At 69.6% G+C, this 22,602-nt stretch carries 19 protein-coding genes; 9 read left to right on the top strand and 10 right to left on the bottom strand.

The window, feature by feature from the left end; all coding sequences use genetic code 11:
- The first annotated feature begins 14 nt into the window (after window positions 1-14).
- Together ACEWX3_RS08520 and ACEWX3_RS08515 are read left to right on the top strand one after the other, a co-directional pair.
- Window positions 15-1,460 (top strand): PLP-dependent aminotransferase family protein, encoded by a 1,446-nt coding sequence (locus tag ACEWX3_RS08520; RefSeq protein ID WP_374159176.1) that lies wholly within the window; start codon window positions 15-17, stop codon window positions 1,458-1,460.
- Between the two features lie 184 nt (window positions 1,461-1,644).
- Window positions 1,645-2,190, top strand: coding sequence for a YceI family protein (locus ACEWX3_RS08515; RefSeq protein ID WP_374159175.1), 546 nt, complete (start codon window positions 1,645-1,647; stop codon window positions 2,188-2,190).
- A 56-nt stretch (window positions 2,191-2,246) separates the two neighbouring features.
- On the opposite strand, the gene ACEWX3_RS08510 is transcribed toward ACEWX3_RS08515, so the two are convergent.
- The 7 genes from ACEWX3_RS08510 to ACEWX3_RS08480 form a co-directional block, all read right to left on the bottom strand.
- Window positions 2,247-2,711, bottom strand: a complete 465-nt coding sequence (locus tag ACEWX3_RS08510) for a DUF2231 domain-containing protein (RefSeq protein ID WP_374159174.1) — start codon at window positions 2,709-2,711, stop codon at window positions 2,247-2,249.
- A gap of 9 nt (window positions 2,712-2,720) precedes the next feature.
- Window positions 2,721-3,632, bottom strand: a complete 912-nt coding sequence (locus ACEWX3_RS08505; RefSeq protein WP_374159809.1) for a fumarylacetoacetate hydrolase family protein — start codon at window positions 3,630-3,632, stop codon at window positions 2,721-2,723.
- A 141-nt stretch (window positions 3,633-3,773) separates the two neighbouring features.
- Window positions 3,774-6,353, bottom strand: a complete 2,580-nt coding sequence (locus ACEWX3_RS08500) for a bifunctional FO biosynthesis protein CofGH (RefSeq protein ID WP_374159173.1) — start codon at window positions 6,351-6,353, stop codon at window positions 3,774-3,776.
- A gap of 114 nt (window positions 6,354-6,467) precedes the next feature.
- Window positions 6,468-6,905, bottom strand: coding sequence for a hypothetical protein (locus tag ACEWX3_RS08495; protein WP_207068299.1), 438 nt, complete (start codon window positions 6,903-6,905; stop codon window positions 6,468-6,470).
- Between the two features lie 115 nt (window positions 6,906-7,020).
- The gene (mshB, locus tag ACEWX3_RS08490) at window positions 7,021-7,872 is read right to left on the bottom strand and encodes an N-acetyl-1-D-myo-inositol-2-amino-2-deoxy-alpha-D-glucopyranoside deacetylase (RefSeq protein WP_374159172.1); all 852 of its coding nucleotides are present in this window, start codon (window positions 7,870-7,872) and stop codon (window positions 7,021-7,023) included.
- Window positions 7,873-7,953: 81 nt separating this feature from the next.
- Window positions 7,954-8,889 (bottom strand): DUF5996 family protein, encoded by a 936-nt coding sequence (locus tag ACEWX3_RS08485; protein WP_374159171.1) that lies wholly within the window; start codon window positions 8,887-8,889, stop codon window positions 7,954-7,956.
- Window positions 8,886-9,611, bottom strand: coding sequence for a flavodoxin family protein (locus ACEWX3_RS08480; RefSeq protein WP_374159170.1), 726 nt, complete (start codon window positions 9,609-9,611; stop codon window positions 8,886-8,888). Before ACEWX3_RS08480 ends, ACEWX3_RS08485 begins: the two co-directional genes overlap by 4 nt.
- A 142-nt stretch (window positions 9,612-9,753) precedes the next feature.
- On the opposite strand from ACEWX3_RS08480, the gene ACEWX3_RS08475 reads away from it, so the two are divergent.
- From ACEWX3_RS08475 to ACEWX3_RS08465, 3 genes are all read left to right on the top strand, one after another.
- Window positions 9,754-12,459: an AAA family ATPase gene (locus tag ACEWX3_RS08475; RefSeq protein WP_374159169.1), complete on the top strand. Its 2,706-nt coding sequence runs from the start codon at window positions 9,754-9,756 to the stop codon at window positions 12,457-12,459.
- An 87-nt stretch (window positions 12,460-12,546) separates the two neighbouring features.
- The gene (locus tag ACEWX3_RS08470; RefSeq protein ID WP_286183458.1) at window positions 12,547-12,936 is read left to right on the top strand and encodes a GNAT family N-acetyltransferase; all 390 of its coding nucleotides are present in this window, start codon (window positions 12,547-12,549) and stop codon (window positions 12,934-12,936) included.
- A gap of 27 nt (window positions 12,937-12,963) precedes the next feature.
- On the top strand, window positions 12,964-14,214 hold the full coding sequence (locus ACEWX3_RS08465) for a chloride channel protein (RefSeq protein ID WP_374159168.1): 1,251 nt from the start codon (window positions 12,964-12,966) through the stop codon (window positions 14,212-14,214).
- 96 nt (window positions 14,215-14,310) lie between these two features.
- Here ACEWX3_RS08465 and ACEWX3_RS08460 read toward each other — a convergent pair whose 3' ends face one another.
- Together ACEWX3_RS08460 and typA are read right to left on the bottom strand one after the other, a co-directional pair.
- The gene (locus tag ACEWX3_RS08460) at window positions 14,311-16,146 is read right to left on the bottom strand and encodes an ABC transporter family substrate-binding protein (protein WP_207068364.1); all 1,836 of its coding nucleotides are present in this window, start codon (window positions 16,144-16,146) and stop codon (window positions 14,311-14,313) included.
- An 81-nt stretch (window positions 16,147-16,227) separates the two neighbouring features.
- Complete coding sequence (typA, locus tag ACEWX3_RS08455) at window positions 16,228-18,129, bottom strand: translational GTPase TypA (protein WP_173012087.1); 1,902 nt, start codon at window positions 18,127-18,129, stop codon at window positions 16,228-16,230.
- A gap of 56 nt (window positions 18,130-18,185) precedes the next feature.
- Here typA and ACEWX3_RS08450 point away from each other — a divergent pair, with 56 nt between their 5' ends.
- On the top strand, window positions 18,186-18,353 hold the full coding sequence (locus ACEWX3_RS08450; protein WP_207068305.1) for a hypothetical protein: 168 nt from the start codon (window positions 18,186-18,188) through the stop codon (window positions 18,351-18,353).
- A gap of 62 nt (window positions 18,354-18,415) precedes the next feature.
- Window positions 18,416-18,688 (top strand): hypothetical protein, encoded by a 273-nt coding sequence (locus tag ACEWX3_RS08445; RefSeq protein ID WP_152518230.1) that lies wholly within the window; start codon window positions 18,416-18,418, stop codon window positions 18,686-18,688.
- Here ACEWX3_RS08445 and ACEWX3_RS08440 read toward each other — a convergent pair.
- Complete coding sequence (locus tag ACEWX3_RS08440; protein ID WP_221362323.1) at window positions 18,682-19,107, bottom strand: (deoxy)nucleoside triphosphate pyrophosphohydrolase; 426 nt, start codon at window positions 19,105-19,107, stop codon at window positions 18,682-18,684. The two genes, ACEWX3_RS08445 and ACEWX3_RS08440, sit on opposite strands and share 7 nt — an antisense overlap.
- A 25-nt stretch (window positions 19,108-19,132) precedes the next feature.
- On the opposite strand from ACEWX3_RS08440, the gene ACEWX3_RS08435 reads away from it, so the two are divergent.
- Both ACEWX3_RS08435 and ACEWX3_RS08430 read left to right on the top strand, forming a co-directional pair.
- A complete protein-coding gene (locus tag ACEWX3_RS08435; protein ID WP_207068307.1) occupies window positions 19,133-19,414 on the top strand; it encodes a 4a-hydroxytetrahydrobiopterin dehydratase in 282 nt (93 codons plus the stop codon).
- Between the two features lie 198 nt (window positions 19,415-19,612).
- Window positions 19,613-22,600 carry an EAL domain-containing protein gene (locus tag ACEWX3_RS08430; RefSeq protein ID WP_374159167.1) on the top strand — a complete coding sequence of 996 codons (2,988 nt, stop codon included), beginning with the start codon at window positions 19,613-19,615 and terminating at the stop codon, window positions 22,598-22,600.
- The last annotated feature ends 2 nt before the right edge of the window (window positions 22,601-22,602 follow it).

Genomic DNA, 22,602 nt, shown 5'->3' with positions numbered 1-22,602 from the left:
GTAATACTGGCTTCGTGTCCACCACGATCAGCCCTGACCGTCTCGCCCGATTGGTGGGTGACTTCGACCGGGCCCCGGCCTACCGCGGCCTCTGCGAGGCACTTCAGGAACTGATCGGCGACGGGCGGATCCCGATCGGCACGCGGTTGCCCAGTGAACGCACCGTCACCGCCGCACTCGCGGTGTCACGGTCGACCGTCACCCGGGCCTACGCCGAGCTCGCGGCGGCCGGCTTCGCGGTGGCGCGGCAGGGGTCGGGTACTTTCGCCGCCGTTCCCGTGGACCGCCGCAAGGTCCACGACCGTGTCCGCCACCCGCTCGGCATGCCGTCGAGCGGCGACTCGGTGGATCTGAGTATCGCCGCGGGCGCCGCCACCCCCGGGACGATGACCGGCGTCGAGCGGGCGCTGGCCGCGCTTCCGTCGTATCTGGCCGAGGACGGCTATCTGCCGTCGGGACTGCCCGACCTGCAGTCGCGGGTGGCCGAGTCGTTCGCTGCCCGCGGGCTGCCGACCGAGCCCGAGCAGATCGTCATCACGACCGGCGCCCTGGCCGCCGTCGCCACCGTCGCCCGGGCGCTGACCCGGCCCGGCGACCGGGTGATGGTCGAGTCTCCGGTCTATGCCAATGCGATCGACGCTCTCCGCCTGGGCGGCGCCCGGCTGGTGAGCTCGCCACTGGCCGACCCGCTGGGCGATGCGGGGTGGGATCTCGACGGCGTCGATGCCACGCTGCGGCAGTCCTCACCGAAGCTCGCGTACCTGATCCCGGACTTCCAGAACCCGACCGGGTTCCTCATGAGTGAGGCCGACCGCGACCGCTACGGCGCCGCGCTGCGTCACACGCGCACCACGGCGATCGTCGACGAAACACTGCAGCCACTGTCGTTCACCGACGAGCCCATGCCCGCACCCTTCGCGTCGTTCGAGCCGTCGGCGGTCACGATCGGCAGCGCGTCCAAGGTCTACTGGGGCGGACTGCGGGTGGGGTGGATCAGAGCGCCGCGAGCTCTGGTCGATCGGTTGATTGCCGCCCGGGTGCGCGCCGACCTGGGCACGTCGCTGCTCGATCAGCTCGTCGTTGCCGAGCTCCTCGGCGCCGACGGCATCGTCGCGCAGCGTCGCGCCGAGTTGCGCAGCCGGCGCGACGTCCTGGCGGCCGCGCTGCACCGGGACCTGCCCGACTGGCGGTTCCGGGTCCCGCAGGGCGGATTGAGCATGTGGGTCCGGCTGCCGCACGGCAGCGCGACACGGCTGGCCGTCGAGCTGGAGCGGCACGGCCTCAAAGTGGCGCCGGGGCCGGTGTTCACCGTCGAAGGTGGCGCCGACGGGTGGCTGCGCATCCCGTTCGCGAAGCCGGAGGACGAGCTCGCCGGGGCGGTGCGGCTGATGGCCGAGGTGTGGCCGACCGTCTCCGGTGTGGCTGGCCGCACCCAGACCACCCGCACCCTGATCGCCTGACCACGTTTGTTCCGCCTGCGCGCGGGTCTGCACAGGACACGCCGGACCGACGTGGCTTTCACCGCGCTGTCGCGACCTCCGGCGGTGCAGTGTGCGCCACTCGGGAATGTAATCGGACCATGGTCCGTTTGATTGGGATGTACCCCGCCGGCCCATCCGGCTCCACCCCGAGAAAGAGACACCCATGACCACCGCCACCGCAGCACTGTCCACCGGCACCTGGACCATCGACCCGGTGCATTCCGCCGTCGGCTTCTCCGTACGCCACCTCATGGTGAGCAAAGTCCGCGGCGAGTTCGAAACGTTCAGCGGCACCATCACGGTCGGCGCCGACGGTGTGGCCTCCGTGCGCGCCGAGGTCGCCGTCGACTCCGTGAACACGCGTAACGACCAGCGCGACGCGCACATCAAGTCCGCGGACTTCTTCGACGTCGAGAACCACCCGGTGGCGTCGTTCACCTCCACCGGGGTACGGCAGAGCGGCGACCACTACGTCCTCGACGGCGACTTCACCCTCAAGGGAGTGACCAAGCCGATCTCCCTGGAGCTCGACTTCAACGGCGTCAACCCCGGCATGGGCCACGGCGAGGTCGCCGGCTTCGAAGCGTCAGTGGTCTTGAACCGCAAGGATTTCGGCATCGACATCGACATGCCGCTCGAGACGGGCGGCGCCGTCGTCGGCGACAAGGTCACGATCACCCTCGAAATCGAGGCCGTCAAGCAGGCCTGAGGCACGCAGCGTGACGCCACCGCGACGGTACCCGTCGTCGCGGTGGCGTCACGCCATCACTCCGAGATCACGCCCCACTTCGCCTCGGTGCCCGTATGACCGATCCGCACCACCTGCACCGTCGTCGCAACCCCGATCACGAGAGCGACAACCGTGACCACGACGGCGGTCAGCTTGGGGGTGGCGTCGGACCTGACGGTGCGCACATGCAGGAACGCGACCGCCAGCGCCATGACGAGCAGCGCGATCGAGAAGTAGATCATGGTTTCGCCACGTTCCTCGTGCGTCTCCAGAATCGCGCTGTGGGTGGGAAAGCTGTCGTACAACCACTCGCCGGCCGACGTGGTCAACGGCGTGAGCGCAAGGTTGACGGCCGCGAACGCGACGACGAGCCAGACGAATCGGCGGCGGGCGGCGGGCCACACGGCACACAGAATGCCGAGCAACGCAGTCAGCGGCGCCAGAACCACGATGGCGTGTACCAGCAGCGCGTGCGCGGGTAGGCCGGCGACAGTCGTCATGGTGTCTCCTCAACTACTCGAGATCGGGTGGCTGATTTCCCCGATCTGGTCGATGGCCAGCGTCAGCTGATCCCCGGGCCGCAACCAGTGCCCGGTCTCCATTCCGCTGCCGCCCGGCAGGGTGCCGGTGGCGAACAGCTCACCGGCGTAGAGGTGTTCGTCGCGGGAGGCGTGTGCGAGCAGCTCGCCGAGGGTCCACCTCATCCCGTGGCTGGACACGGCGCTGACGGCGTCGCCGTTGATCGCGACGAATCCGGTCAGGTCGTCGATGCGCGGCAGGATCTCGTCTGCGCTGACGGCGTGCACCGACATCGACGACGTGAAGTGCTTGGCTTTCTGCGGCCCCAACCCGGTCGCCATCTCCGCACGTTGCACGTCGCGGGCGCTGAAATCGTTGACGACGACGAATGCGCCGATGGCATCCAGCGCCTCGGCCGGCGCGGCATTGAAAAGCGGTGCGCGCAGGACGAATCCGATCTCCAACTCGTAATCCAGAGCGGTCGAGTACGAGGGGACGGCGACCGTGGTGCCGCTGGGGACGAAACTCAGATGGTTGGACATGTAATAGATCGGTTGCCGGTAGAACAGCGCCTTGGGCTTGAACAACGGAAACGGCTTCCTGGTCAACCGCTCGACGCCTTCGGCGGCCCTGGACTGGCCGGGATGGAAACGGCGCACCAATCCGCGCGCGGCGTCGACCGCGTGCTGTTCGTAGAGCATGAAATCGCGAAAGGACACCGGCTGGAACGGCAGCACATGGCCGGCCGCGTCGTGGTGTCGACGGGCCCTGTCCAACTCCCAGGCGGGGTCGAACACCGCGCCACCGAACACACCGGCATCAGCGCCCGAGGCCCACGACCCGTCGGATTGCAGTGACTGCAGCTCCAGCCGGTCGCCGGAGTACACCCGTCGCAGCTTCACCCTCAAAGTCATACCACCACGGGCATGCTTCCTGCGCGCAGTCGGCAGCTGCGACGGCGCGCAGAATGCCATGATTCGCGGCGCGCAGCGTTGCGCAAACTCGCGCCCTCGCGAAGACAGGCACGTGCTCGCGGAGAAGGCTCAGGCGGCCAGGGGTGCGTAGGTCGTGGTGCGCTGACGGGCCGGGCGGCCGATGCCCTCCGCGATCGCCGACAGTTCCTCGATGCTCTTGTAGGAGCCGAATTCCGAGCCGGCCATCCGCGAGATCGTCTCCTCCATCAAGGTTCCACCCAGATCGTTGGCACCGCCGCGCAGCATGACCTGCGTGCGCTCCACGCCGAGCTTCACCCAGCTGGTCTGGATGTTGGAGATCCTGCCGTGCAACATGATCCGCGCCAACGCGTGCACCGCCCGATTGTCGCGGTGCGTGGGGCCCGGCCGCGCACCGCCGGCCAGGTACAGCGGCGAGGACTGGTGCACGAACGGCAGCGGCACGAACTCGGTGAAGCCGCCGGTGCGGTCCTGGATGCCGGTCAGCACCCGCAGGTGCCCCACCCAGTGCCGGGGCGTGTCGACGTGTCCGTACATCATCGTCGAACTGGAGCGCAGTCCCACCTCGTGCGCGGTGGTGATCACCTCGATCCACTCCGAGGTGGGCAGCTTGCCTTTGGTGAGCACCCAGCGCACCTCGTCGTCGAGGATCTCGGCGGCGGTGCCCGGAATGGTGTCCAGCCCGGCCTCCCGCAACGCGGTCAACCACTCCCGAATGCTCGAGCCGCTCTTGGTCACCCCGTTGACGATCTCCATCGGCGAGAACGCGTGCACGTGCATCGAGGGCACCCTGGCCTTGACCGCACGCACCAGATCGGCATAGCCCGTCACCGGCAGATCGGGGTCGATCCCGCCCTGCATGCACACCTCGGTCGCGCCGGCGACGTGCGCCTGCCAGGCCCGGTCGGCCACCTCCTGGGTGGACAGCGAGAAGGCGTCCGCATCCCCTTTGCGCTGGGCGAACGCGCAGAACCGGCAGCCGGTGTAGCAGATGTTGGTGAAGTTGATGTTGCGGTTGACGACGTAGGTTACATCGTCGCCGACAGTGTCGCGGCGCAACGAATCAGCCAGCGCTGCAACAGCGTCGAGCGCCGGGCCGTCGGCGGTGGCCAACGCCAGGTACTCGTCGTCGGTGCAACCGGCGGGGTCACGTTCGGCGGAGCGCAGGGCGGCCAGCACATCGGTGTCGAGGCGTTCGGGCGCCCGGGCGGCCAGCTCGCTGACCTTCTCCCGGATGGCGTCCCAGTCACCGAACGCGCTGCCCAGGTCGCTGCGGGTCTCCGTCCGGCGCCCCTGGGAGTCGATCTCTTCGTTCAGGTCGACCCGGCCCAGCGATTCGGCTGCCTCGTCGGGTTCCTGCCAAGGACGACCGGCCGGGTTGATGTCGCGCGCGAACCCGGTCTGCGGGTCGGCCAGCGCCGCGACGTGGCCGGCCACGCGCGGATCGATCCAGGCCGCACCGGCGGTGACGTAGGGCGGTTGGGCGGTCAGCCGCTGGACCAGGTCGTAGCCCGCCTCGGCGGTGACCGCGGCCAGTTCGTCCAGTGCCGGCCAGGGCCGTTCGGGGTTGACGTGGTCGGGGGTCAGCGGCGACACCCCACCCCAGTCGTCGACCCCCGCACCGATCAGTGCCAGGCACTCCGCGCGTGAGACCAGGTTGGGGGGCGCCTGGATGCGCATCTTGGGACCCATCACCAGCCGCGTCACCGCCAGAGTGGCCAGGAACTCGTCGATGTCGGCGTCCGGCGTCGACGCCATCGCGGTGTGGTCCTTGGCCCGGAAGTTCTGCACGATCACTTCCTGCACGTGCCCGAACTCGCGGTGCACCCGGCGGATCGCGTGGATGGTGTCGGCCCGCTCGGCACGCGTCTCCCCGATGCCGACCAACAGGCCGGTGGTGAACGGAATCGAGAGCCGGCCCGCGTCGGCGAGGGTGCGCAGCCGCACCTCGGGATCCTTGTCGGGGCTGCCGTAGTGCGCCTCCCCCTTGGTCTCGAACAGCCGCCGCGAGGTGGTTTCCAGCATCATGCCCATCGACGGCGCAACGGGCTTGAGACGGGAGAGCTCCGACCAGCTCATCACCCCGGGGTTCAGGTGGGGCAGCAGCCCGGTCTCCTCGAGCACCCGGATGGCCATCGCGCGGACGTAGTCCAGCGTCGAGTCGTAACCGCGTTCGTCGAGCCACTGCCGGGCCTCGTCCCACCGCGCCTCCGGCCGGTCGCCGAGAGTGAACAACGCTTCCTTGCAACCGAGTTCGGCGCCGCGGCGCGCCACCGCCAGAATTTCGTCGGGCTCCATGTACATGCCCTTGCCCGCCGCGCGCAGCCGGCCCGGAACGGTGACGAAGGTGCAGTAGTGGCAGGTGTCCCGGCACAGATGGCTGACCGGGAGGAAGACCTTGCGCGAATAGCTGACCGGCAGGCGCCCGGTGGCCCCGCGCCGGCCGGCGGCCTCCAGGCCCGCGTCGCGGACACGGGCCGCGCTGACGCACAGGTCGGCGAGGTCGGCACCGCGCGCACCCATGGCGACTGCGGCTTCGTCGATGTTGAGGGCGACGCCGTCGCGGGCACGTCGCAGGACGCGCCGCATGGCGGCCGGACTGGCCGTCTCGACCTTCGGGGGTACCACCGGAGTGGGCAGCTGCGCGCCGTGCTGGGAGTTCAGAGCCACGCCTCTGTAACCCCACGGCTGTCGCGGATCATCCGCGCGTCTCACTATTTGAAACCGGTGCGCCTGGCATAGGGGTCACAGTAGTAGGAGTCCCCCGCTTCGGTGCGAGGCCCGTCAGCGGGCAACCGGCGGGCGCCGCAGTAGCAACCACCCCGCGGGCAGTGCACCCAGAACGAGGAGCAGCAGCAGCCCGTACTCCATGACACCGGGCCCGCCGAAGACGATGTCGTCACCCGGGCCACCCAGCGTGAAGACCCCGACAGTCGCCAGCCAGGCCCACAGCGGCAGCGCCGCCCAACGCGGCGAGGCGTGCAGTTGCAGCGCCGCCCACACCAGTGCCGCGTTGAGCAGACCGCTGAGCAGGGCACTGATCGGGATCCACACCGACCCCAGATGTACGGGAAGGAAGAAGATGGCCATCAGCGCCGACAGCACACCGTCGACCGCGAGCAGACCCAGCAGGAACGGCCGACGCCGATCCGACGCCGGCGGGGCGGCGGCCGTCAGGTCGGGATGCTGTCGAGCAGCGACACCAGCGAACCGACCACCCACTGGAAGTTGTCCAGCCGGTCCTGCCAGTGCTGCAGGTTGGGATCCAGGTCCGGGTCCATGTGTTTCCCTTCCGCGCGGGTTCGGTTGCCGGCAGCTTACCCGCCTCGATGGGAAGTTACCCCAGGCTCAGCCCGGCGAGCAGATCGGTTTCCCATCCGCGTCCGTCGCGCTCCCCGGTGGACCCGGCGGCCAGCGTGTAGAACTCGGTCGCTCCGACGGGCAACGCGACGCCGTTGGACAGCGCGCACGCCCGGCCGTCCGGGGACACCTGCACCTGGGTGGCGTGGGCGCGCAGCGCGGCGACCTTGGCCGACAGGTGCTCGGTGATGTCGAGCGCGGCGTCGATCGCGTCGTCGGGAACCCCGAACCAGATGTCGTCACCGCTGACCCGGGTCCATCCGGCGGGCACGTCGGCCAGCGCCGCCAACTCGGCGGCGATCGCCGTGGCCGACGTGACGGTCCAGTAGAACTTCGGCACCTCCCACTGCGCGGCGTCGACCGCCGCTGTCGTCACCCGGTGGGTGTGGATGTGGTCGGGGTGCCCGTAGCCCCCTTGCGGGTCGTAGGTGACGACGACATGGGGGCGCAGGTCGTCGATGGCCGCGGCCAGTGCGGCGGTCTGCTCGGCGACGTCGCCGTCGACGAAGCGCCGCCCGCGGCGCGGCGGCGTGTCGGCCATTCCGGAGTCGCGCCACCGGCCGGCACCGCCGAGGAAGCGGGGCTGATCCACACCGAGTTCGCGCAGCGCCGCGGTCAGCTCGGCGATGCGGTAGCCGCCGAGCTGGTCGGCGTGGTCGACGGCGAGCTGCGCCCACTGCTCCCCGATCACCTCGCCCTCTTCGCCCAGGGTGCACGTGATCACCTGCACCTGCGCACCCAGGGCGACGTAGCGGGCGATCGTCGCCCCGGTGGTCAGGGTCTCGTCGTCGGGGTGGGCATGGACGAACAGCAGCCGCGGGGTCTCCATGTCACCAGCTTGCCCTCACGCGGCGACCCTTGTGAGCCCCAGGGCGCCGCGCCGTCGACGAGCGATCGGACGCCGACCGGGTCAGCCGATCCGCGCGCCCGGCAACCGCGTCGGGTCGTCCTCCAGCGTTGCGCGGTCCCAGCCACCCAGCTCGGCGGCGGCCGCGTAGGTGCTGTGCAGGAATTCGGCGACCGCCCGGTCCGGGTCAGGGGCCGCCCGGGCGACCTCGTAGGGCAACAGGAACTGCTGGAAATCATTGCTGTAGAACGCGCCATCGGGGCCGACGGGCTGGTCGGCGAATCCCTCGGGGGCCGGGTAGGCGTAGGAGTAGAAGGCGCCTTCATCCCCGCCGCCGGGCCAGAAGCCGCAGCTGGACAGCTCATGCGAGTAGCCCTCGACCATGACCCAGTCCGCACAGTTGGGCGCTCCCCCGGGGTGCGGCGGCGCCGAGTTACCAGAGAAGCGGGTGCACGCCAGATCCATCGCACCCCAGAAGAAGTGCACCGGGCTGACCTTGCCGACGAAGTGCGACCGGAACTCGCCGATCGTGCGGTTGGCCTGGAGCAGCTGACGCCAGAACAGCGTGACTGCCTCGGCGTCGTAGGAGGCGTGCTCATGATCCTCGGCGAACGGGATCGCCGGGTCGACCTCGTTGGGCACCGCCCGGATCTGCGCCTCGATACCGAGTGCATCGAGGCGCTCCATCAGCCGGGTGTAGAACTCTGCCACCGACATGGGCTGCAACGGCAGACTCTCGACGCCCCCGTCGCTGCTTCGGATATCGAGTCGGTGGCTGATGAAGTCGAACTCGATCTCGAAGGCCCCACCGCGGTACGGGATCGTCGATGTCGTCAACCCGCGCGGGCTGACGTAGAGCGTTGTCTGCCACCAGTGGTTGAGCAACGGGGCGTGTCTCATCCGGATCTTGCCGACGATCTGCGTCCACATGTGCAGGGTGTCGCGGGTGGGGGTCCAGTCCGACACCCGCAGTGTCGGCCAGCTCGTGTTCGTGGTCATCGATACTCCGGATTCGCGTGGTCGGGGTGCGTACCAGCATCCCAGGCGGTGCGCTGATTGCCGTAGGCCGGAATCCCGCCGGCGGCGCGGAGCATGGACGCGAGGTGCATCAGGTTGTAGGTCATGGCCGCGATGTTGCGGTTGGTGAAGTCGTTCTCCGGGCCGCCGGACCCCTCGTCGAGGTAGGACGGACCGGGGCCGACCTCGCCCAGCCAGCCCGCGTCGGCCTGGGGCGGGACGGTGTACCCGATGTGCTGCAAGCTGAACAGGATGCTCATCGCACAGTGTTTGAGCCCGTCCTCGTTTCCGGTGAGCAGGCATCCACCGACCCGCCCGTAGTAGGAATACTGCCCCTGTTCGTTGAGGACGCCGGAGTAGCCGTAGAGCCGCTCGATGACCCGCCGTGTCACAGAACTGTTGTCGCCCAGCCAGATCGGTCCGCCGATGACGAGGATGTCGGCGGCCAGTACCCGCGGCAGCAGGTCAGGCCAATCGTCGCGCTCCCACCCGTGCTCGGTCATGTCAGGACGGACACCGGTGGCGATGTCGTAGTCCACGGCGCGCAACTGGTCCACCGCCACCCCGTTCGCCGCCATGATCGCCGCGCTGCGGTCGATCACGCCCTGGGTGTGGCTGAGGGTGGGTGAGCGGTTGAGGGTGCAGTTGACGTACAACGCGCGCAGCCCGGAGAAGTCGGGTCGGTCGCTGCGGGAGTCGGGCATGAAGTCCTTCCACGGACGTACGTTGACACGCGGTGCCGAGCCGGGGCTCTGGTGGCGCCGCCGTGCCCAGTGTCGGGCAACGCCGGTGGCGGCGAATCGGTCAGTGAATCGGTCGGGGCGCCGAGCGGCTACTTTCGGAGTCATGGAGCTGTTCGGGCGGCGGACCGAGACCGCGGCCCTGGACGGGTTGCTGGCACAGGCAGCCGGCGGCGCGGGATGCGGGCTTGTCCTGTGGGGTGAGCCGGGAATCGGCAAGTCCGCGCTGCTCGATTACGCCGTCGAGACAGCTGCCGCGGCGACGGTGCTGTGTTGCCGGGGCACCCGGATGGAGGCGAGTCTCGCCTTCGCGGCGCTACACGAACTGCTGTGGCCGGTGCGCGACCGGTTGGAGACGCTTCCGGCGCCGCAGGCCGCCGCCCTGCGCTCGGCGCTGGGGATGAGCGGCGAGCCGGCCAACCGCTTCCTGATCGGCGCTGCCGTGCTGTCCCTGGTCGCGGACCTGGCCCGGGAGGGACCGGTGCTCGTCGTGGTGGACGACGCGCAGTGGGTCGACGAGGAGACCGCTCAGTGCCTGGGCTTCGTCGCCCGGCGGGTGCGAACCGATTCGGTCGCGTTGCTGGTCGCTGCACACGAGGAACCCGACGCGGGCCCGTGGGAGGGCCTGGCGTCAATGGAGATCAAGGGCCTGGCCGACGATGACGCACGGTGTCTGGTCGACGCTGTGACACCGGATGCCGACGAGAGCCTGCGCCGCCGCACGGTCGAGATCGCGACGGGCAACCCACTGGCACTGCGCGAGCTACCCACCCTGAACCGGGACGAGGTGCTGCCCGGTGCGATCCCGGTCGGCCCCCGGCTGCGGCGCGCGTTCTGCGCGCGAGCCGACACACTGAAGCCCGCCACGCGTGCGCTGTTGCTGCTGGCGGCAGCGGAGGAGCGCGGCGACCGGCACCTCGTGCAGCGAGCGGGCGCAGGGTGGGGTGTCGATGCGTCCGCCTGGGAGGAAGCGCTGCGTTCCGGTCTGCTCGAGGCGTCGGGGGCGCAGGTACATTTCCGGCATCCGCTGATCAGAGCGGCCCTCTACGACGGAGCGCTGTTCGGCGAGCGCCAGGCCGCGCACCGGGCACTCGCTGCGAGCTTGCCGAGCAATGCCGTCGGAGAACGGGCCTGGCATCTGGCCGCCGCGGCAGACACGGCGGACGAGCACGTGGCGGAGCTGCTGGAACAGACGGCACAGGCATGTCTGCAGCGTGACGCGGGACCGACGGCGGCGCGGGCGCTGCAGCGCGCCGCGGAGCTGTCACCGGAGCGGGCCGACGCTGCGCGCCGGCTCGCCATGGCTGCGCGCGCCAGCTGGGGCGCCGGGAATGCCGGGGCAGCACAGAGATTGCTCGACGACGCGGAGCGCCTGGTCGGCCAAGAAGCGGTCGTCCGTCTGAGCGCTGGGCTGCGGGGAATCCTCGAGTTCAGCCACGGCGTGGTCGATCGAGCCCACCGCTACCTCATCGGCGACATGGCGGTCGTCGGCGGTGGTCGGGCTGCGGTGGAGCTGGGCGCGGTGGCGGTGCGGGCGGCATGGTCGGCCGGTCGGACCGACCTCCAACAGGACGCGCTGAACCGGCTGCTGTCGCTGCGCGCCGACGACGACCCGGACCTGTCGCCGGTCATGCCGGCGCTGCAGTCCTGGTGGGCGTGCTACGACGAGACCGGGGAGCTGGCCGGCTCCTCCCCCGGCGGGGGCGGCGACACGGTTGATCTGCTCGGCGTCGTCCCCTGGGCGCTTCTTCCGCCGACGCTGCTGGTGTGGGCCTGGGGAGCCGAGGGCCCGCTGAGAGACGTGCTGGGCCTGCAGGTCGCCGCGCTGCGGCGGCGCCAGGAGCTTCCCGCACTCGCGATGGCGTTGTCCCAGACGACGGTCCTGGACCTTTTCTCGGGCCGCTGGGACACCGCCGCGGCGGCCGCGGACGAGGCGCTACGGCTGGCCGAGGAGGTCGGCGCCGACCACGTCGCCACCCAATGCCGGCTCTCCCTGGCCAGGCTGGCGGCGGGCCGGGGCGACCGGGCCGTCGTTCTGGAGAACACCGAACGGGCCCTGCTCGGTTCGATTCCGCGGGGGGTCCGGGCCCTGAGCGCCTCGGCGTACTGGATTCGCGGGCGCGCTGCGCTGTTCAGCGGTCAGCCGCAGGAAGCCTTGCATCATCTGACGCCGCTCCACGAACCCGGTCACGATGCCGCGCACCGAACGACGGCCTTGCTGGCCGCGGTGGACACTGCCGAGGCGGCGGCGCAACTCGATCGTCTGGATGTGGTCGGGTCCGAGCTCACAGTGATGGACGCCTGGGTCCGACGGACCGGAGCGACCTGGGCCCGCGCGGCCGCACACCGGCTCCGCGCCCTCGCCGGATCCGATGCCGAGCCCCACTTCCGGGCGGCCCTCGACGCCGGCGCGGGTGACGACCCGTTCGAGCTCGCCCGCACCCGGTTGCTGTACGGGGAGTGGCTGCGGCGAGCGCGTCGGCGCGCGGACGCCCGCGAGCACCTCGGCGCCGCCGCCGAGACTTTCGGCCGGGTCGGCGCGACGCTGCTGCGGGACCGGGCGGTGCGCGAGCTCGACCTGGCCGGCGGGGCGGGCACCCATCAAGACGCGGCGGGCCTGACCGTTCAGGAGTTCCGCGTCGCCCGGCTGGCCGCCGACGGCCTGACCAACCGCCAGATCGCTGCGCAGCTGCTGATCAGCCACCGCACCGTCGGCCACCACCTGTCCAACGTCTATCTCAAGCTCGGGGTCACCTCACGCGCCGAGCTCGCCCGGGTCGACATGTCCGGCGATTTCCACCTTCGCGGATGACGGATTGGCTGCCCGATTCGCGGGAACGCACGCGCCCATAGCGTCGACCTTCGTGACCATGACCGAGGGATTGACCGTCCGGTGCGCGTGACCGACCGGACCGGCGCCGCAGTGACGATCAGATTCGACGACACGAGCCCGATCGGCGCCTACACCATCGGATTCGACGACGGGGCGCCGGTCGGCAAGGCCGAGTTCATGGATTCGCCAGTCCAGCGGGGCGAACGGATCTTCTTTCACACCGAGGTCGACGAGGAGTTCGGCGGTCGCGGCCTGGCCGGCCTGCTGGTGCGGGAGGCGCTCGCGGACAGCATCCGCCGGAATCTCACCCTGGTGCCGGTGTGCCCGTTGTTCGCCCGCCATCTGAAGGCCCACGGCGACGAGTTCGTGGCCGCTGGTGGCGCGTTCCGCCGCGCGAACCGTGACGACGTCGCACTGGTGACGCGGGTGGCCCGGGCCCGCCGGGACGGCACGTAGTCGCCAGGATTGGCATAGATTCGGCGCGTGCGACGACGTGCCGTTCAGTTCTGGTGCGCCATCGTCATCGTCGGGCTGCTCGCCGGGGTGGCTGGTGCGGCGACGACGCTGCTGCTGCACGCGATCGAACACGCCACCTATCACTACAGCCTGGGAACCCTGCTGTCCGGCGTGGAAGGCAGCGGCCACCTGCGCCGCGCGCTGGGCCCGATGCTCGGTGGCGCGCTGGCCGGGCTGGGTTGGTGGTGGCTGCGTCGGCAGCGCGAAGTTCCGACGTTGGGGGCGGCGATCCCCGAAGCGGTCGGCACCGGTGGGCCGCTGCCGCGGCGCGCATTGTCGATCGACGCCGCGTTGCAGGTACTGCTGGTCGGGTCCGGGGCGTCGCTGGGCCGGGAGGGCGCGCCCCGTCAGCTGGCGGCGTCGTGGGGGGATCTGGGTACGTCGAAGTTGGCGTTGACGGCCCGCGACCGCGACATCCTGCTCGCGTGTGCGGCCGGCGCCGGCCTGGGCGCCGTGTACGCCGTGCCATTGGGCGGGGCGTTGTTCGCCGCGCGGATCCTGATGGGCACGTGGCATCCCCGGGTGTTGGGCGTCGCACTGATCACCTCCAGCCTGGCGGTCGCGGTGGCGGCGCCGGTCACCCATTTCGAGCACGCAGTGCAGTGGCCTCAGGCCGACGTGTCGTATCTGTTCGTGTTCCTGGCTTTGGCCCTCGCGCCGCTGGCGGCGGCGGTCGGTTTGACGTTCGACGCGGTGATGGCCAACGCCCGTCCGACAGTGCAGCCGCGGTCCTGGCGGTTGATCCCGGCGATCGCGGCGGCCGGCTTGCTGACCGGTGTCTGCTCGCTGTGGCTGCCCGAGCTTCCCGGCAACGGCCGCAGCATCCTTCAGGTGAGCGTCAACAGCGGGCTCACCCTGGTCGCCGCGGTGGCGATCCTGGTGCTCAAGCCGCTGCTGACGGCGCTGTTCCTGCGGGCCGGCGCCGTCGGCGGGCTGATCACCCCGGCGTTGGCGACCGGAGCGGCGGCGGGGTCGATCGTCGCGCTGGCGCTCAACCAGTGGGCCGGGGCCGGGCTGAACGTCGCGGCGGTGTCGTTGACGTGCGCGGCCGGGGTGCTGGCGATCACGCAGCGATCACCGCTGTTCGCGGCGTTGTTCGTGTGGGAACTCGCCCGCCCGCCGCTGTGGCTGCTGGCGGTGTTCGGGCTGAGCGCGTGGGGCGCGCACGTGATCGCACAGCGGCGAGCCGCTAAAACAAACCCAGCGGCGAGCCGCTAAAACCGGCACAGCGGCGAGCCGCTAAAACAGACCCAGCGGCGAGCCGCTAAAACAAACCGAGCCGCGAGCCGCTGAAACAGACCCAGCGGGGAGCGGCTACTGACGGAGCTTGACCCACTCGCCGGCGTCGCCGACGATGCCGACGGGCACCGCCCCGCTCAGGCTGACGTTCCGCACGCTGGGCCCCGCGGCGACGATCGTGGTGTCCTGCAGGATCGGCAGTACCGCCGCCATGTCCCACAGCACCGGCTCGACGTCGTCGATCACCTCGCCGACGGGCCGGGCGCCACGCAGCGCCGCATCGATCAGCGGCTGGATGCTCGGATCACAGATCCCGGTGATGTTGCTCGGCGCCTGGATGAGTTCGTCGGATTCCGGGGCCGGCGCGGGCGTCACCGCGGTGGTGGTGCCCGGCGGCTCCGGAGGAGGCGCCGGCCTTGCCGGGGTGGTCGTCGAGGAGGCCGGTGTCCCCGAGGGCAGCGCCGTGGTGGTCGGCACGGGGGTGGCCTGCAGCGCCGGGCAGCCGTACCGCGAAGCCAGTGCGGTCGCCAGATCGCCGCCCGCCTGCCGCCACCCGACGACGGCGTCGACGGTGTTGTTGGTCAGCGCGTCACCGTAGAGAACGACAGGATCCAGCGCCGACACCGATGCGTCGATGCCCACCGAACGCAACTGGTCGGCGGCGGTGTTGGCAACGGCCGCCGACGTCGGATCGTCGTCGGCGACCCCGATCACCATCGTCAACGGCTCGCCGTCGCGGGTGAGCCTGCCGCGGTGGTTCTCCGGCGGGCCGGGGACAGGCGAGGGCGGGGCGGAGGTCTCGACCGAGTCGATCTGGTAGCCCTCCTCGACCAGCATCGACAGCGCTTCCTCCTGCGACATCGCCGGTGGGGCCGTGGGCACGTAGCCGGGATCGGACGGGGAGCGCACCTGGGCCTGCGCCAGCGTGACCGTGTTGTCGTCGCCGGCACCGACCGCGGCCAGCAGGTCCACGTCGAGCAGGCCGAGAATCGCTTCACGCACCCGGGTTTCGCCCAGCGCGGGCTGCCGGGCGCGCAGCGTCAGCTGCATGACGCGGGGGGTGACGATCCGCGCAGTGCGCACATCGGGGATCGCCGAGAGCTGCGCGAACGCCGCGGCGCCGCCGTGCACCTGCGCGACCTGGGTGTCGCCGTTGCGGATCGAGTCGGCCAGCGCGGCGGAGGCACCGGCACGGCGGAACAGGATCAGATCGGGTGTGGCGGGCTCACCCCAGTACCGGTCGTTGCGGGCCAGCAGGATCTCGTCGCGCTGCGGGTCGATCGTCTCGACGCGGAACTGCCCACCGGTGACGGGCATCGCGCGGGACAGCCCGGCGGCGAACCCGCCCGGGATGTCCTTGACGATGTGCGCCGGCAGGATGTCGTTGAACAGCTCCCGCCACGCCGGATAGGGCTGCGAGAACGTCACCACCGCGGTCTTGCCGCCTTCGACGGACTGCACCCCGGTGATCAGGTCGTAGCCTGCGGGATCCACGGTGCCGGGCTGGCTGACCATCTGGCGCCAGAGGTACCAGAAGTCGTCGGCGGCGATCGGCGCGTTGTCGGTCCACTGGGCTTCCGGCCGGATCTTGTAGGTGACGGTGAACGGGTCCTGGCTGGTGACCTCCGCGGATTCCAGCAGCGAGCTGTCCATCTCCCAGCGCGACCCCGTCGGCGTCCGGGGATCCGGGACGGGGCGGAAGGTGCTCGGCAGCACCAGCGAGCTGATCGCGGCGTTAACCGGCGACTGGTCAGAGAGCAGATGGGCGTTGAAGCCGGGGCCGATCGAGTCGATGCCCATGATGATCTGGGTGACCTTGACCGGCGGCGGTGGCGTCGACTCGGTGGTGTCGGTGCTCTGCGGGGCGGGCGGCGGGCTGACGGTGCAGCCGGACACCACGGCCAGCACCATCGGGATCACCACCAGCGCCGACCACCGGACGGCGCTGACGCGTCGCGGAGTCGTCGGCACGCTGTACAGGGTAGCTATCGACTATCCCCGCGCCTTGGCCCGAGCTTTGGCCCTGGCGCGCAGCGACGCGGTCAGCTCGACCTTGCGAACCCGCACGATCTCGGGAGTGACCTCGACGCATTCGTCGGAGGCGCAGAACTCCATCGCCTTCTCGAGGTCCAGCTCCAGCGGGCGGGCCAGGGTCTCGATGACGTCGGCGGTGGAGCTGCGCATGTTCGTCAGCTTCTTTTCGCGGGTGATGTTGATGTCGAGGTCCTCGGCGCGGGGATTGATTCCCACCACCTGGCCTTCGTAGGTGTCCTGACCGGGTTCGACGAAGAACTGCCCGCGGTCGGCGAGCTGGATCATCGCGAACGGCGTGATGGTGCCCGAGCGGTCGGAGACCAGCGACCCGGTGTGGCGGGCCCGGATCTCCCCGGCCCAGGGCCGGTACCCGTCGAACACGGCGTTGGCGATGCCGGTGCCGCGGGTTTCGGTCAGGAAGTCGGTACGGAACCCGATCAGGCCGCGGCTGGGGACGATGAAGTCCATGCGCACCCATCCGGCGGCGTGGTTGGCCATCTCCTCCATGCGGCCCTTGCGGGCGGCCATCAACTGGGTGATGGCGCCGACGTACTCCTCCGGGCAGTCGATGGTCAGTGCCTCGAACGGCTCATGCAGCTTGCCGTCGATGGTGCGGGTGACGACCTGCGGCTTTCCGACGGTCAACTCGAAGCCCTCGCGGCGCATCTGCTCGACGAGAACCGCCAACGCCAACTCACCACGGCCCTGGACCTCCCAGGCGTCGGGGCGGCCGATGTCGACGACCTTGATGGACACGTTGCCGATGAGCTCGGTGTCCAGACGGTTCTTCACCATGCGCGCGGTGAGTTTGTGCCCGGACACGCGCCCGGCCAGCGGGGAGGTGTTGGTGCCGATGGTCACCGAGATCGCGGGTTCGTCGACGGTGATGCGCGGTAGCGCGTGCGCATGTTCGGGGTCGGCGAGCGTGTCGCCGATCATGATCTCGGGGATGCCCGCGATCGCGACGATGTCGCCGGCTTCGGCGGTGTCGGTCGGGGTGCGCTCGACGCCGACCGTGCGGAGCAGCTCGGTGATCTTGGCGCTGGTGATGACCGGATGACCGTCGACGTCGCGCATCCATGCGACCTGCTGCCCCTTCTTGATCCGTCCCTTGTAGATCCGGATGAGGGCCAGACGGCCGAGGAACGCCGACGCGTCGAGGTTGGTGACGAGCGCCTGCAACGGCGCCTCGGGATCGCCCTGGGGGGCCGGGATGTGCTCGAGCAGCACGTCGAACAGCGGGTCGAGGTTCTCGCCGTCGGGATTCTCGCCGTTGGCGGGCTGGGTGGTGCTGGCGATACCGGCCCGCCCGGAGGCGTACAGCGTCGGCAGGTCCAGCGCCTTCTCGGCGGCCGCCTGCGCCTCGTCGTCGAGGTCGGAGGCGACGTCGAGCAGCAGGTCGTGGCTCTCCTCGACGACCTCGGCGATACGCGCGTCGGGCCGGTCGGTCTTGTTGACCACCAGGATCACCGGCAGGTGGGCGGCCAGCGCCTTGCGCAGCACGAACCGGGTCTGGGGCAGCGGGCCCTCGGATGCGTCGACCAGCAGCACGACACCGTCGACCATCGACAGCCCGCGCTCGACCTCGCCGCCGAAGTCGGCGTGGCCGGGGGTGTCGATGACGTTGATCACGGTGACACTGCCGTCGGCGTGCGCCCGGTGCACGGCGGTGTTCTTCGCCAGGATGGTGATGCCCTTTTCTTTTTCCAGGTCACCGGAGTCCATCAGGCGTTCGATCGCGTCGTCGCCGCGGTGGGTCAGCGCCCCCGACTGGCGCAGCATCGCATCGACCAGGGTGGTCTTGCCGTGGTCGACGTGGGCCACAATGGCGACGTTGCGAAAAGCGGGGCGTGAATTCACGCCGGTGATTGTCGCAGTGCACAGCGCCGATCGCGAAAACGAGAGAGACAGCTCACGTGAAGCCGAGCAAGCTCGCCGCCCAGAAACCGAAGAAGAAATGCTGCCGCAGCAAGCCCCGCTGCAAACGCTGCCCGGTGGTGATCAACAAGGTCCACAAAGCCGAGTTGAGCGGATTGCGCGGAAAGGAGCTCGAGAAGGTGTACAAGCGCGCACGGAAGTCCTGATCGCGAACTGTTTCCGGAGTACCGTCGAGGTATCCGTCAGGCGTGTTCTGGAGGTGCCGATCATGACGGTTTATCTGATCCCTACAGCGGTTCTCGTCGCGTTGCTGGCCGTGACGACGACGGTGGCCTTCTACCTCGGTCTGGCCAATTGGATCGGGGCGTTCTACGTGGTGCGCTGCGCGGCGTGCCATCACCTGACGTTCAACTCCCGCAACGCCCCACAGGCCTCGTGCCCGCAGTGTCGCCATCCGGTGCTCACACACCCGCTGCACGCGTTGACGCACCCGGCCGACCGGTCGAACGTGCGGGTCGTCGGCGACCGCCTGCACTACTGAGTCGACGTCTCGGCCTGGCCGGCGCTCTGCGCGGCGCACAGTGCCCGCGCCAGGTCGGGCAGCCACGCCCGGTCGGCCGGCACCCACGCCAGCGCGTCGAGTTCATCGGCGCGGATCCAGCGCAGCGCCCGGTGGTCGTGGGGTCGAAGCTCGCCGGCCTGGTGGGTGACGACGTAGGCGCGCATCGTCAGTGTCTCGCTGAGCGCCACGTCAGCACCCAGGCGCGCCCCGACCGTCACCTCGATGCCGAGTTCCTCCCGGAGTTCGCGGGCCAGGGCGGCGGCGTCGCTCTCCCCCGGATCCGCCTTCCCGCCGGGCAGCTCCCACAAGCCGGCCAGCTGCGGTGGTCGCGCACGCTGGGCCACCAGAAGACGGGCGGCCGAGATCAGCGCTCCGGCGACGACGATCTGTTGGGCCATCGACGCTGACGGTACCGTCGAGGACATGGCTGTGTTAACGGACGACCAGGTAGACGCCGCACTGCCCGACCTCGCCGGCTGGGAACGCGCTGACGGTGCGCTGCGACGTTCCATCAAGTTCCCCGCCTTCCTCGACGGCATCGACGCCGTGCGCCGGGTGGCCGAGCACGCGGAGGCCCAGGATCATCATCCCGACATCGACATCCGATGGCGGACAGTGACATTCGCACTTGTCACGCATTCTGAAGGTGGCATCACCGACAAGGACGTGCAGATGGCTCGCGAGATCGACGGGATCGTGGGCTGAGTTCTTAGCGTTGCCCCTGCCCGTGGGGGCATTGGGGCCGGGCCCATGGCAGAGCGCGCGCCCCCCCTGCGCGCGCCGGTCGGCATGCGCCCCGGAAGTGGATACCCCCGGGCGATTTGCCGAGTCTGCGAATAACCCCCCGAAAGCTTGATCTTGACCGCATCCTGGTGAGGGGCACCCGGGACCGAAGGGGGTGCGGTGGATCGACGTAGGAGCGCGCTCGCTCTGATCGCGTTTCCGCTGGCGTATGCATTTGCCGTATTCGCAGGTCGGGCCACCCGGCTCGGTGGTGGCGAGGTGGCCCTGGTGTGGCCGGCCGCGGCGGTGGCGGTCATCTGGCTGCTCGCGACGCGTCGTTGTGGGCAGTCACAACGACTCGTGCACGTGCTGCTGTTGGGTGCCACAACCTTCGTCGTGAACCTCGCGACGGGTGCTGCGCTGGCACTCAGCGCCTGGTTCGTCCTCGTCAACGTCGTTCTGGCCGTGGTGACGGTCTCGCTTCTCACCTCGCGGCGCGTCGATGTCGCGTTGCGCGATCCCGCGGATCTCGCGCAGTTGATCGGCGCCGTCGCAGGGGGGAGCTGCGCCGCGGCCGCCGTGGCGACGGTTTACCTGGGACCGCTCACTCAGGCGGCCCTCGGTGAGACGTTCGCGCTGTTCGCCGTGCGAAACGGCACCTCGGCGCTGCTGGGTGTCGCCCTCTATCTCCGCGTGCAGGACCTCACCTGGGCACGACCGAAGCTCAAGCCGAGACCCCGGGCGATCGCCGAGGCCCTGTTGACCGGCGCGGGCGTCGTGGCGGTGTTCCTCTGGAACTTCTGGCTGAACACCGGCATCCCGTTGGCCTTCCTGGCTTTGGTGCCCGCGACCTGGGTGGCGCTGCGCTACAGCACCACGGTCAGCACGGTGTTTCTCGTCTTCGCCGGTGTCTGGATCACCTTGGCCACCCTGTCGGACCGGGGTTCTCTGATCGTCGCGGACGTCCAGACACGTGCCCTGCTCTCGCAGGCCATGGTGTGCAGTCTGACGATCGTCGTGCTGGCGTTGGCGTTGTTCCGCGATTCGCGCGCACGACTGATCTCCGAACTCCGGATCGCCCGTGACCTGTTCGCCGGTGTGCTGAACGCCGCGTCCGAGCAGGCGATCGTCGGCACCGACCCGACGGGGCGCATCACCGTGTTCAACCACGGGGCGGAGCGACTACTCGGCTGGACCGAGGACGAGATGCTCGGACGACAACTGACAACTCTTCACCTCGCCTCCGAGATCCGCTCCCGGGCAGAAGAACTCGGCATCCCCGACGGCTTCGAGGTGCTGGTGCACAAGGTGGCGCCGGGCAGAGCCGAGGTGCGCGAATGGACGTTCGTACGCCGCGACGGGACCCATGCCGCCGTCAGTCTCGCCGTCTCTCAGATGACCGGCGAGGACGGCCGCTGCACGGGCTACATCGGCGTCGCCACAGACATCACCGAGCAGAAGGCCGCCGAGGTCGCACTGATGGAAAGCGAAGAGCGGTTTCGTCTCGCGTTCGACACCGCTCCGATGGGCATGTTCATGTTCGAGGTCGGCCCAGGTGGTTCGGGACGCATCACACGCTGCAATCAAGCCATGGCGAACATTCTGGGCCGCTCGACCGTCGACGTGCTGCGGTTGACGGTCCACGACCTCGACGGCAGCGAAAACCACAGAGAAGCAATCGGTTTGGGCGAACTCGCCGACCTCGAGGCCGGCGACACCTTCGACGAGGAGGCAGCGTTCCGGCGCGCTGACGGCTCGCTGCTGTGGGGTGCGGTGTCCGCCTCGGTCGTCGCTCCGCAGGACTCCCAGCCGTACGGCATCTGTCTGGTGGAGGACATCACCATCCGCAAGAGTGCCGAAGCTGAACTGCAGCGGCTGGCGTTGCATGACGGATTGACCGGCCTGGCCAACCGGCTGCTGTTCATGGACCGCATCGAGCGGGCCATGGTCGGTGCCGACCGCGACGACACCCGACGCGTCGGGCTGATCTTCCTCGACCTCGACGGGTTCAAGACCGTCAACGACACCTGGGGCCACGCCCAGGGTGACGAGGTGCTCAAAGTGGTGGCCAAGCGCATCGAAGCATCGATCAGAGCAGCCGACACCGCCGCCCGCCTGGGTGGGGACGAGTTCGTGGTGTTGTGTCCTGATGTCTCGAGCCTCGGCCAGCTGCAGCGGGTGGCCGACCGAATCCGGGAAGCGATCGGCCGACCTGTCGAGCTTGCCGACGGAGTGAGCTACAACCAATTGTCGGCAAGCGCGGGCGTGGTGATCTCGGAGCGGGAGAACAACGCCGAAGAGCTCGTCCAACGAGCCGACAGGTTGATGTACCACGCCAAGCAACTCGGCAAGGACCGCGTGACCATCGAGGATCCATCGCAGGATCTCGTTGCCCTGCGCGCGGCGGCACTGGTGCCCGAGTTGGGCAGAGCCGTGCAGCGTGACGAGTTCGTCGTGCATTTCCAGCCGATCGTCGACCTTCGCACGGGTGTCCCGGTGGCGGCCGAAGCCCTTCTGCGTTGGCAACACCCCCGGTGGGGGCTGCTCGCGCCGGACGAGTTCCTGTGCGCCGCCGAGACTTCGTCGCACATGCCCGCCATCGGACGACGCGCACTTCTGCTGGCATGCCGCCACGCCCAGCAGTGGACCGGCGCAATGGCTGATTCGGCGATGCACGTGAACATCTCGGGCAGACAGTTGGAAGTGGGCGACCTGCACGCCGACGTGCTCGACGCGCTCGAGAAGACCGGTCTCAGCCCGGACCGGCTCGTTCTGGAGCTGACCGAAACCCACGCCGGCCGGGCCGAGGATTCGGCCAAGGCCGACCTGGAGCGCCTGCGCCGAATGGGCGTGCTCATCGCGATCGACGACGTCGGCACCGGTTTCAGCAGCCTGGTCAGAATCCTCGATCTGCCGATCGACATCCTCAAGATCGACAAGCAATTCGTTCGTGGCCTGCCCGACGACGCTCGGTGCGAGGCGATCGTCAAGGCGATTCTGAGTATGGCGGCCAGTCTGCGCCTGACGGTCATCGCCGAGGGAATCGAGAAACAGGATCAGTGTGGCGAGCTCGTCGAGTGGGGTTGTGAACTCGGCCAGGGCTTCCTGTTCGGACGCGCGCAGGCTTCGGTGGAACCGCCCCCGTCACCGGCGACGTCGGTCTCCTGACA

Source organism: Mycobacterium sp. G7A2 (assembly GCF_041902445.1).
Classification (GTDB): domain Bacteria; phylum Actinomycetota; class Actinomycetes; order Mycobacteriales; family Mycobacteriaceae; genus Mycobacterium.
This window is presented reverse-complemented; position numbering and strand designations above follow the sequence as displayed.

Excerpts from the sequence above, each read along its gene's own strand:
- ACEWX3_RS08515 (WP_374159175.1), top strand. The coding sequence starts at position 1,645 with ATGACCACCGCCACCGCAGCACTGTCCACCGGCACCTGGACCATCGAC.
- ACEWX3_RS08440 (WP_221362323.1), bottom strand. The coding sequence starts at position 19,107 with ATGGCCCAACAGATCGTCGTCGCCGGAGCGCTGATCTCGGCCGCCCGT.
- ACEWX3_RS08445 (WP_152518230.1), top strand. The coding sequence starts at position 18,416 with ATGACGGTTTATCTGATCCCTACAGCGGTTCTCGTCGCGTTGCTGGCC.
- ACEWX3_RS08460 (WP_207068364.1), bottom strand. The coding sequence starts at position 16,146 with ATGGTGCTGGCCGTGGTGTCCGGCTGCACCGTCAGCCCGCCGCCCGCC.
- ACEWX3_RS08510 (WP_374159174.1), bottom strand. The coding sequence starts at position 2,711 with ATGACGACTGTCGCCGGCCTACCCGCGCACGCGCTGCTGGTACACGCC.
- mshB (WP_374159172.1), bottom strand. The coding sequence starts at position 7,872 with ATGGAGACCCCGCGGCTGCTGTTCGTCCATGCCCACCCCGACGACGAG.
- ACEWX3_RS08475 (WP_374159169.1), top strand. The coding sequence starts at position 9,754 with ATGGAGCTGTTCGGGCGGCGGACCGAGACCGCGGCCCTGGACGGGTTG.
- ACEWX3_RS08435 (WP_207068307.1), top strand. The coding sequence starts at position 19,133 with ATGGCTGTGTTAACGGACGACCAGGTAGACGCCGCACTGCCCGACCTC.
- ACEWX3_RS08485 (WP_374159171.1), bottom strand. The coding sequence starts at position 8,889 with ATGACCACGAACACGAGCTGGCCGACACTGCGGGTGTCGGACTGGACC.
- ACEWX3_RS08480 (WP_374159170.1), bottom strand. The coding sequence starts at position 9,611 with ATGCCCGACTCCCGCAGCGACCGACCCGACTTCTCCGGGCTGCGCGCG.